Raw genomic sequence first — 8678 nt, 5'->3', positions numbered from 1 at the left:
AGGCCGAGGCGGATGTCGCCGAGGCGCTGGTGGATGGAGTCGAGCGAGTAGTTCCAGTCGATGGCGAGCGTCGAGGCGGTGTTGATGATCGCGTCGGCGGCGTGGCTGAGGTTGCGGTCCGAGAGATACCACATGTTCGCGTCGGGCGTGTAGTCGCTGAGGTCGCCGCGGACCAGTTCGAAGACGGTGAGGTCATACTCGAGTTTGCCGGCGGCGTTGTTCGCGAGGGTGAAGGTCGCGGTGCTCGCGGCGTCCACGCTGATCAGTTCGATGGAGGCGTTGAGCGCGGAGGGCAGCGTGCCGGCGGTGTCGATGAGGACGTTGTGCGTGCCCGCGCCGGCGTCGGCGATGTCGAGGTGGTTGGCAATGGCGCCGGCGTTGTTGATGCCTTCGTCCAACGCGGCGAGGTTGGCGTTCATGATAAACGTGCCCGATGTGCCGAGGGTGGCGATGGTGGCGCGGTCGGTCAGGTTGGCGAAGGCGAGCGTGCCGTTGTTCATGTCGAGTTTGCCGAAGGCGTAGCCGGTTGTTTCGAGGATGAGCGCGGAGGTGGCGTCGAGCGCGGTGTTCGCAATCGTGTAGGCGGCGGGGTTGGCGAGGTGGAGCGTGCTGTTGGCGAGCTGGTGCGTGCCTTCGCCGGCGAAGGCGTTTTGCAGGGTGCCGGTGATGTTGAGTTGCCCGAAGGTCGCGCCGGCGGCCACGCTGATCGGCGCGTCGCCGAGGGCGTCGATTTCGGTGGCGGTGAGGCGGCCGGTGGTGACCGTGCCGGTGCCGTGGAAGGAGGCGCTGGAGTTGACCAGGGTGATGTCGCCGCTCGAGGCGTGGAACTGGCCGGAGCCGGCGAGGGTGTTTTGCATCGTGCCGGTGGCGTCAACTTTGAGCGTGCCGTCGAGCTGGACGTGCGAGGTGCCGAGCGCCCCGGCGTCGGTGGCGTGCACGGCGGCGGGCAGCGCGATGTTGGTTTGCGCGTTGTAGCCGGTGTTGGCGCTGTTGATGGCGAGGGTGCCGCCGTTGAGGGTGAGCGTGCCCGAGCCGGTGATGTGGCCGTCGATGCGGCCGCCTTCGGCGATTGTTTGCGCCTTGCCGTTCAGGTCAAAGGTGGCGGGGATTTCCACGAGGATGAGCTTGGTGGCGCCGAGGGCGTTGTCCGCGCCGGCGATCACGGTGCCGGTGACGAGCGTGCTGGTGCCGGTGTAGGTGTTCGTGCCGGTGAGGGTCATGGCCGAGCCGGTTGCGAAGGTGACGCTGCCGGCGCCGGTGATCGCGGCCGAGAGGGTGTCGTCGGTCGCGCCGGTGTCGGTGAGTTGCAGGGTTTTGTCCTGCTTCACGTTGAGCTCGGTCAGCACGTAGTCGTAGTAGAGGCCGGCGGCGAGCGTGGCGCTGGTGTGGGCGCTGGCGCTGCCGGTGGTTTGCGCGGTGTAGTTGTAGATGGCGTAAACTTCGTCGTGCTCGATTGTCTGGCCGTTGGACAGCGCGGTGCCGTCGGCCTTGTGGATGGCGATTTGGCGCGGGGCGGCCTCGGCGAGGGTGTCGGCGGCGACGAGCAGCGTGGCGTTGTCGGTGAGGTTGTCCTGGTCGAGCCAGTTTTTCTGGACGGTCGAGTCTATAATCGCGGTGGTGCCGCCGGTGTAGTTTTCAAAGACCACCGTGCTGCCGAGGTCGGCGATGGAGAGCGCGCCGACGTTGAGCACTTCGACCGGGTCCACGCCGTTCATGGGCAGCCAGAGCGCGCCGCCGTTGAGGGTCAGGCCGTGGATGCGGCGGGTTTCGGCGTTGGCGTGGAGGATGCCGCCGGTGTTGAGCTGGAGCGTGGCGTTGGCGAGCGCCTCGGTGTTGTGGTTGGTGTTGAGCGTGAGCGCGGTGGCGTCGAGCGTCACGGTGCCGGCGAAGGCGCTGCCGGTTGTCGCCATGAAGTCGAAGGTGCCGCTCACCGAGTTGATGGCGAGCACGCCCGCGCCGGTCAGGTCGTGCTCGAAGCTGGTCGCGGTCGTGGCCAGTTTCGCGTTGGTTGCGATGACAGCGTGCGCGGTGGCGCCGCCGATGGCGGCGTTGTCGGTGATGGCGGCGGTGCCGGTGACGCGGAGCGTGCCGGTGAAGGCGGTGTTGGTGCCGCCCAGGCTCACGTTGCCGGAGACGAGGTTCACGCCGGTGCCGCTGATGGTGTTGGCGAAGGTGCCCGTGCCGGCGAGGTCGAGGGTGGCGTTGTTGGCGACGGTGCTTGTGCCGACGCCGTCGAGGTCGTCGAGGGTGAGCGTGCCGCCGGCGATTTGCGTCGCGCCGGCGAAGGCGTTGGAGTGGCTGATGGTCAGGCTGCCGGTGTTTTCTTTGGCGAGGGTGCCGGTGCCGGCGAGGTTGTTGGCGAGGGTTTCGTCGGCGGTGTTGCCGAGGGTCAGCAGGCCGTCCAGGAGGATGTCGGCCAGGCCGAGGTTCGCGGTGCCGCTGGCGCGCAGCGCGGTGTCTTGCGCGACGTTCCATTCGCCCGAGAGCGTGTTCGTGCCGGTGAGCGCGACGCTGGAGGTGGCGATGAGCGAAACGGTGCCGGTGCCCGCGACTTGCTTGGCGAGCGTGCCGGTGGCGCTGTCGAGGACGAGTTCGCCGGTCACGGTTGCCGTGCCGGTGTTGCCGAGCGCCTGGGTGTTGTTGATTGTCGTCGTGCCGGTGACGCCGACGCTGGCGGCAAAGGAGGCGTTGGTGCTGGTGATGTTCACGATGCCGCCAAGCCCGAGGCTGCCGGTCGCCAGGCCGTAAAGGTTTCCGTCGATTTGGCCGCCGCCGATTGTCTGCGAGTTGTTTTTCAGGTTGAGCGCGGCGGAGCCGGTGACGGTCAGGTGCGCGGTTTGGCCGAGCGCGTCGGTGGCGTCGAGCATGGTCGTGCCCGAGGTGAGCGTGGTCGTGCCGGTGTAACTGTTGCTGTGGCTCAGGATGATGTGGCCGGTGCCGGCGACCAGTTCGAGGTTGCCCGAGCCGGTGATGAGCGCCGAGAGCGTCTTGTCCGTGGCGGCGGTGCTGTCGAGGACAAGGGTGGTGCCGGTTTTGATGTCGAGGGTTGTAAGCAGGTAGTCGTAGTAGAGGCCGGCGGTGCCGCTGACTGTTCCGGAGTGGGCTTGCGCCTGGGTGCCGGTCAGCGCGGTGTAGTTATAGGTGGCGATGGCCGCGCCGTAGTCGATTTGCTGGCCAAAGGTAATCGGCGTGACGCCGTCTTCCTGCGTGAGGGCAACGTGAACATTGTCTGTGAGAAGGTTGTCGGTGGCGATGAGCAGCGTGGCGTGCGCGGTCAGGCCGTCCTGGTCGAGGAAGTTGACGGGGTTGGCCGGGGAGATGACCGGCGTGGTGCCGGTGTAGCCGTTGAAGGCGATCTTCGCGCCGCTGTCCACGGCGAGCGTGCCGGTTTGCAGCACTTGCGCCGGGATGATCGCGGTCATGTCGATCGCGGTCACGCTTCCCGCGCCCAGGTCCAGGCCGCCGAGGCGGCGGGTTTCGGAGTTGGTCGCGAGGGTCGAGCCGCCGAGCAGTTGCAGGGTGGAGTTGGCGAGCGCCCAGGCGTTGGTGTTCGAGAGGCCGAGGCGCATCGTGGTGTTCGCAAGGGAAACGGTGCCGCTGAAGGCGTTGCCGGCGCTTGCCGCGAAGTCGAAGGTTTTGTTCGCGGTGTCCACGGCGAGCAGGCCCGCGCCGGTCAGGTCGTGGATGAAGGTGGTCGCGCTCGTGGCCAGTTTCGCATTGGCGGCGATGACGGCTTGCGCCGTGCTTGCGCCGATTTGGTCGTTGTCGGTGATGTCGGCGGTGCCGGTGACGCGGAGCGTGCCGGTGAAGGCGGTGTTTGTGCCGCGCAGGCTCACGGAGCCGGAGACGAGGTTCACGCCGGTGCCCGAGATCGTGTTGGCGAAGGTGCCCGTGCCGGCGAGGTCGAGGGTGGCGTTGTTGGCGACGGTGCTTGTGCCGATGCCGTCGAGGTCGGCGAGGGTGAGCGTGCCGCTGGCGATTTGCGTCGCACCGGCGAAGGCGTTCGAGTGGCTGATTGTCAGGTTGCCGGTGTTTTCCTTGGCAAGGGTGCCCGTGCCGGCGAGGTTGTTGCCGAGGGTTTCGTCGGCGGCGTTCGCGATGGTGATAAGACCGTTGGCGGTGATGTCGGCCGCGCCGAGGTTCGCGGTGCCGCTGGCGCGCAGCGCGGTGTTTTGCGCGATGTTCCATTCGCCCGAGAGCGTGTTCGCGCCGGTGAGCGCGACGCTGGAGGTGTTGGTGAGCGAGACCGTGCCGGTGCCCGCAACTTGCTTGGCGAGCGCGCCGGTGGCGTTGTCGAGGACGAGCTGCCCGGTGGTGTTGATCGTGCCGGTGGTGCCGAGCGCCTGCGTGTTGGCGATCGTGGTCGTGCCGGTGACGCCGACGCTGGCGGCGAAGGCGGCGTTGGTGCTGGTGATGCTCACGATGCCGCCCAGGCCGAGGCTGCCCGAACCGGCGAGGTTCCCGGCGATGTTGCCGCCGCCGATGTTTTGGGTGTGGCCGTTGAGGTTGTAGGCGGCGGTGCTGGTGACGGCGAGGTGGGCGGTGTTGCCAAGCGCGTTGCTCGTGCCGCTGATGAGCGTGCCGCTGGTGATGAAGGTCGTGCCGGTGTAGGTGTTGGCGGCGTTGTTGAGCGTGATCGCGTTGGTGGCGTTGATGGCGAGGTTGCCCGCGCCGGTGATTTGGGCGTGCAGTTCCGCGCCGCCGGCGGGTGTCGCGACGTCGCCGGAGAGTGTCGTGGTTTGGTTCGCGACGAGGTCGAGTTGCGTGAGCGCGTAATCGACCGCGAGGCCGCCGGTGTAGTTGAGCGACTGCGTGTAGGTGGCCGTGGCGGTGGTGACCGCGCCGTCGCGGATGTTGGCGGTCGTGGTCGCGCCACCGGCAAGGGTCAGGTTGGTGTTGCTGACGGTCGTCGCGTTAAGGAGGCGCACGGAGAGGCCCTCGTCCTGTTGCAGAAGCGTGCTTGCGAAGAGGCCGGTCGTGCCGGTGGACGGGTTGGCGTTCGAGATGGTGACCGTGCCGCTGATCGCGTCGAACGCGCCGGTGCGGATGATGCCGTTGGCTTGCGTGCCGGTGGCATAGGTGAAGCCGAGCGCGCCGCCGCTGGCTGTGAGGTTGCCGATGTGCTGCGTGCCGGTGGCCACAGTGGTCGTGTTGCCGGCGTTGAGTTTCGCGGTGGCGTTGGCCAGCGTGTCGTTGTTGAGCAGATACGCGCTGTTGTTGAAGTTCGCCGTGCCGCTGAAGGCGGTGCCGGTGCTGGCGGCGAAGGCAAAGGCGTCCGTCGCGCTGGCGAGATCGACTTCCAGGAGGCCGGAGCCGGTGATCGCGTTGGCGAAAGTCATGCTGCCGGTGGCGACGCGCAGCGTGGCGTTGGCGGCGAGGTTCACCGTGTTCGCGCCGAGGGCGTGCTCGTTTGCCATGACGAGCGTGCCGGCGAGGACGCCGGTGGTGCCGGTGTGGGTGTTCGAGCCGGAGAGCGTCAATGTGCCCGCGCCGGCTTTTTCCACGTTGTGCGTGCCGGTGATTTGCGTGGCGATGGTGGCGCTGACCGAGGGGTTTGTGTTGAGCACCACCGCGCCGGTGCCGCCGGTCGTGAGCGTGCCGCCGGTGATGAGATAGCCGTCGGTGATGAACTGCGCGCCGGAGAAGGCAATCGTGCCCGATCCGACGGTGTTGTCCACCGTGACCGTGCCCGACGCGCCGCGGAAGATCGCGAAGCCGGCGTCGAGCCACTCGCCGTTGGGCGCCCCGTTCGTCGAGCTCGCCCATGCCGTGTAGCTGGCGTTGCCGCTCGGCGCGAACCAGGTGCCGCTGCCGCCGTCGAGGCTGCTGTCGTTCCACTTGGTGGAGTCGCCGCCGTCCCAGTAGGTGAAGTAGCCGAAGTCGTAGAGGAACTTGATGTAGCCGGGCTCGGCGGTGCTGATGAGGTATTTGCCGGCGTCGGCGGCGGACGGGGGCGAGCTGTTGAACGCGCCCATCACGAGGTTTGAGGCGTTGCCGGTGAGCGATCCCGCATAGTGGATCAGGTCGTATTCGCCCTTGGCGAGCGGGCTGAGCGTGGAGGTGATGTTGAGCGTGCTCGTGCCAACAAGAATCACGTCGCCGGTCACGTCGGCGCGGTCGTTGTTGCCCGCCGCGACTTGGTCGATGTGGCCGGGGTTTGTGATGCCTCCGAGTTCGTAATCGAGGGTGGCGCTGGTGAGCTGGAGTGTGCCGGTGATTGCGGTCAGGCCGGGGCTGTTGCCGGGGGCCAGGACGCCGCCGTTGATGTGAACGTAGCCGGTGATCGCGCCGGTGCCGCTGAGCGTGCCGCCGGAATAAACGTCCATGCGCGAGGCCGCGGAGCCGAACGCGCTGTTCACGTAAAAGCGGCCCGAGTCAATGTGTGTCGCGCCCGCCCATGCGGAGGCGTTGCCGGTGTAGTTGACGGCGGCGTTGTCAACGACGCGCAGCTCGCCGGAGCCGGTGAGCGCGTTCGAGACCGCGCCGTTGATGCCGGAGAGACCGGCCGTGCCGGTGGCGTTGATCGCGAGCGTGGAGCTGCCGAGCGCGCCGGCGTTGGTTGCGCGCAGGATGCCCGCGGTGACGAGCGTGGTGCCGCTGTGCGCGCTGCTGCCGGAGAGGGTGAGCGTGGCGTCGGTGGTTTTTTCGAGGGTCGCCGCGCCGTCGAGCACGCCTGCGTAGGAGCCGCTTTCGACGGTGAGCGCGCTGTTGAGGTGGATCGTGCCGCTGCCTTGCAGGGCGCGCAGGCTTTGCGCGTTCGCGCCGGTGTCGAGCACGGCGTTGTTCACAAGCAGCGCGCTCGTGTAAATGGCGTCCGCCGCGTCCAGGCGGAAGGTGCCGCTTGTCGTCGTGGTCGTGCCGGTGTGGGTCGCGCTCGAGCTGAGCGTGATCATGTTGTTCGCCGAGATTTCGAGGCTGCCGGAGCCGGAGACCAGAGCGTGCAATTCCGAGCCGGTTGCCGTGCCGTCGTCGCTGTCGAGGACCAGGGTTTTGCCGGCCTGGAGCCGGAGCTCGGTGAGCTGGTGGGCGAGCGTCAGGGTTTTGTTGTCGCTCGTGGCGAGGGTGTTGCTGTAGATGGCGAGCGCGTCGGTGCCGCTGTTGACCGCGAGGGTCGAGCTGGCGCCGAGGGTCGCGCCGGAGTTGTTCACGAGGCGCAGGTCGTCGATGGTTCCGGTCCAGGTGTTGGCGGAAACGACGAGGGTTTCCGTCGTGGCCTCGTCTTGTTGCAGGAGCGTCTTGGCGGTGAGCTTGTCCTGGTCGAAGTGAACCGCGCTGTCCGCGGCGATGGCGAAGTCGGTGACGTTTGCCGTGCCGGTGAAGGCAAAGGTGCCGCCGTTGGCAACGAGGGTGCCCGCGGTTTGCGCGCCCGCGGCGATGTCAACGCGGCCGCCGGTTGCGGCGAGGGTTGTGCCGGCGAGGACCGTGCTCGCGTCGGTGTCCCAGGTGAAGACGCCTTCGCGCGCGTCCACGAGGCCGGTGAAGGCGGTGCCGACGCCGGAGCCGAACGCGTGCGTGCCGCTGCCGTTGAACTGTATCGTGCCGGTGCCGGCGAGGGCGTTGTTGAGGGTGATGTCTGCCGTGCCGGTGGTTTGCAGCAGGCCGGGGAGCGCGACGTTGCTCGCGGCGCCGAGCGCGTTCGATTCGGCGATGCGCATGGTGTCGTTGACGGCCCAGGTGCCGCTGAAGCCGTCGTTTGCCGCGCCGCCGGTGACGAGGATGTCGCCGTTGACTTCGGCAATGCCCGCGCCGCTCATCGCGTTCGCGAGGCTGCCGGTGTAGGCGAGGTCAACACGGGCGGCCGAATCGACATGGATCGTCGAGGCGCCGGCGGCGTTGTTCGCGACGAGCGCGAGTGTGCCCGCTTGCACGAGCATGGTGCCGCTGTGGGTGTTGGCGGCGTTGGTGAGGGTGAGCGCGCCCGAGCCGGCCTTGGCGATGTTGCCCGTGCCGCTGATCACGCCGGTGAGGGTGCCGGTGAAGGCCTGCGTGTCCACTTCGCCGGTGCTGGCGAGTGTGACGTTGTTGGCGAGCGAGAGGTTGTTCGCGTCGAGGCGCAGCGTGCCGCTGTCGAACGGCGCAGAGCCACTGCCGAGCACCGCCGTGCCGGTGCCCAGCGCGGAGTTGTTGTTGATTCCGGTGATGCCGCCTTGCATTGCCACGCCGCCGCTGTGCGTGTTTTCCGCGAGCAACAGCAGCGTGCCGGTGCCGGTTTTTATGATCTTTGTCGTGCCGCTAATCACGCCGTCGAGCTCCGTGAGGGAGCCGGAAACGGTCACCTCGGCAAGGTTTAGTTCGGAGACCACCACCGTCTTTCCATCGCCCTCAAAGACCAGGTTGCTCGTGCCGGAGAGCGTCCCGCCCTCGGAGCCGAGCACAAAGGTGCCGCTCGCCTCGGTGACGGTCACGGTCGAGTCCGCGCTGATCGTGCCCTCGCCGGTGATCGACAGCGCGCCCGTGCCCGCGACCGTCAGGTCGCCGGCGAACACGATGTCGTTGACGAGCGTGCGGTTCGCGTCGTTGCCCGCGCCGTCGGTGCCGCGCAATGTGCCGCCCACGACGGTGATCGCGCCGACGCCCAGCGGGCCGCCGTCCCCGTCGTTGAGCCTGTCGGCGCCGATATGCACCTCGCCGCCTTCGATGACGAAGCCCTTGCTGAACATGTTCGCGGCGTTGAACAC

Annotated in this window: 1 protein-coding gene; it reads right to left on the bottom strand. The window is 67.8% G+C overall.

The features are described from left to right. Window positions 1-8678 (bottom strand): autotransporter-associated beta strand repeat-containing protein (locus tag M2103_RS13040; protein WP_277511117.1); only part of this gene is annotated, 8678 nt, incomplete at both ends.

It is taken from the genome of Ereboglobus sp. PH5-5 (assembly GCF_029504805.1).
Lineage (GTDB): Bacteria > Verrucomicrobiota > Verrucomicrobiia > Opitutales > Opitutaceae > Ereboglobus.
The sequence above is the reverse complement of the archived record's forward strand: the minus strand, read 5'-3'. Positions and strand labels throughout refer to the sequence as shown.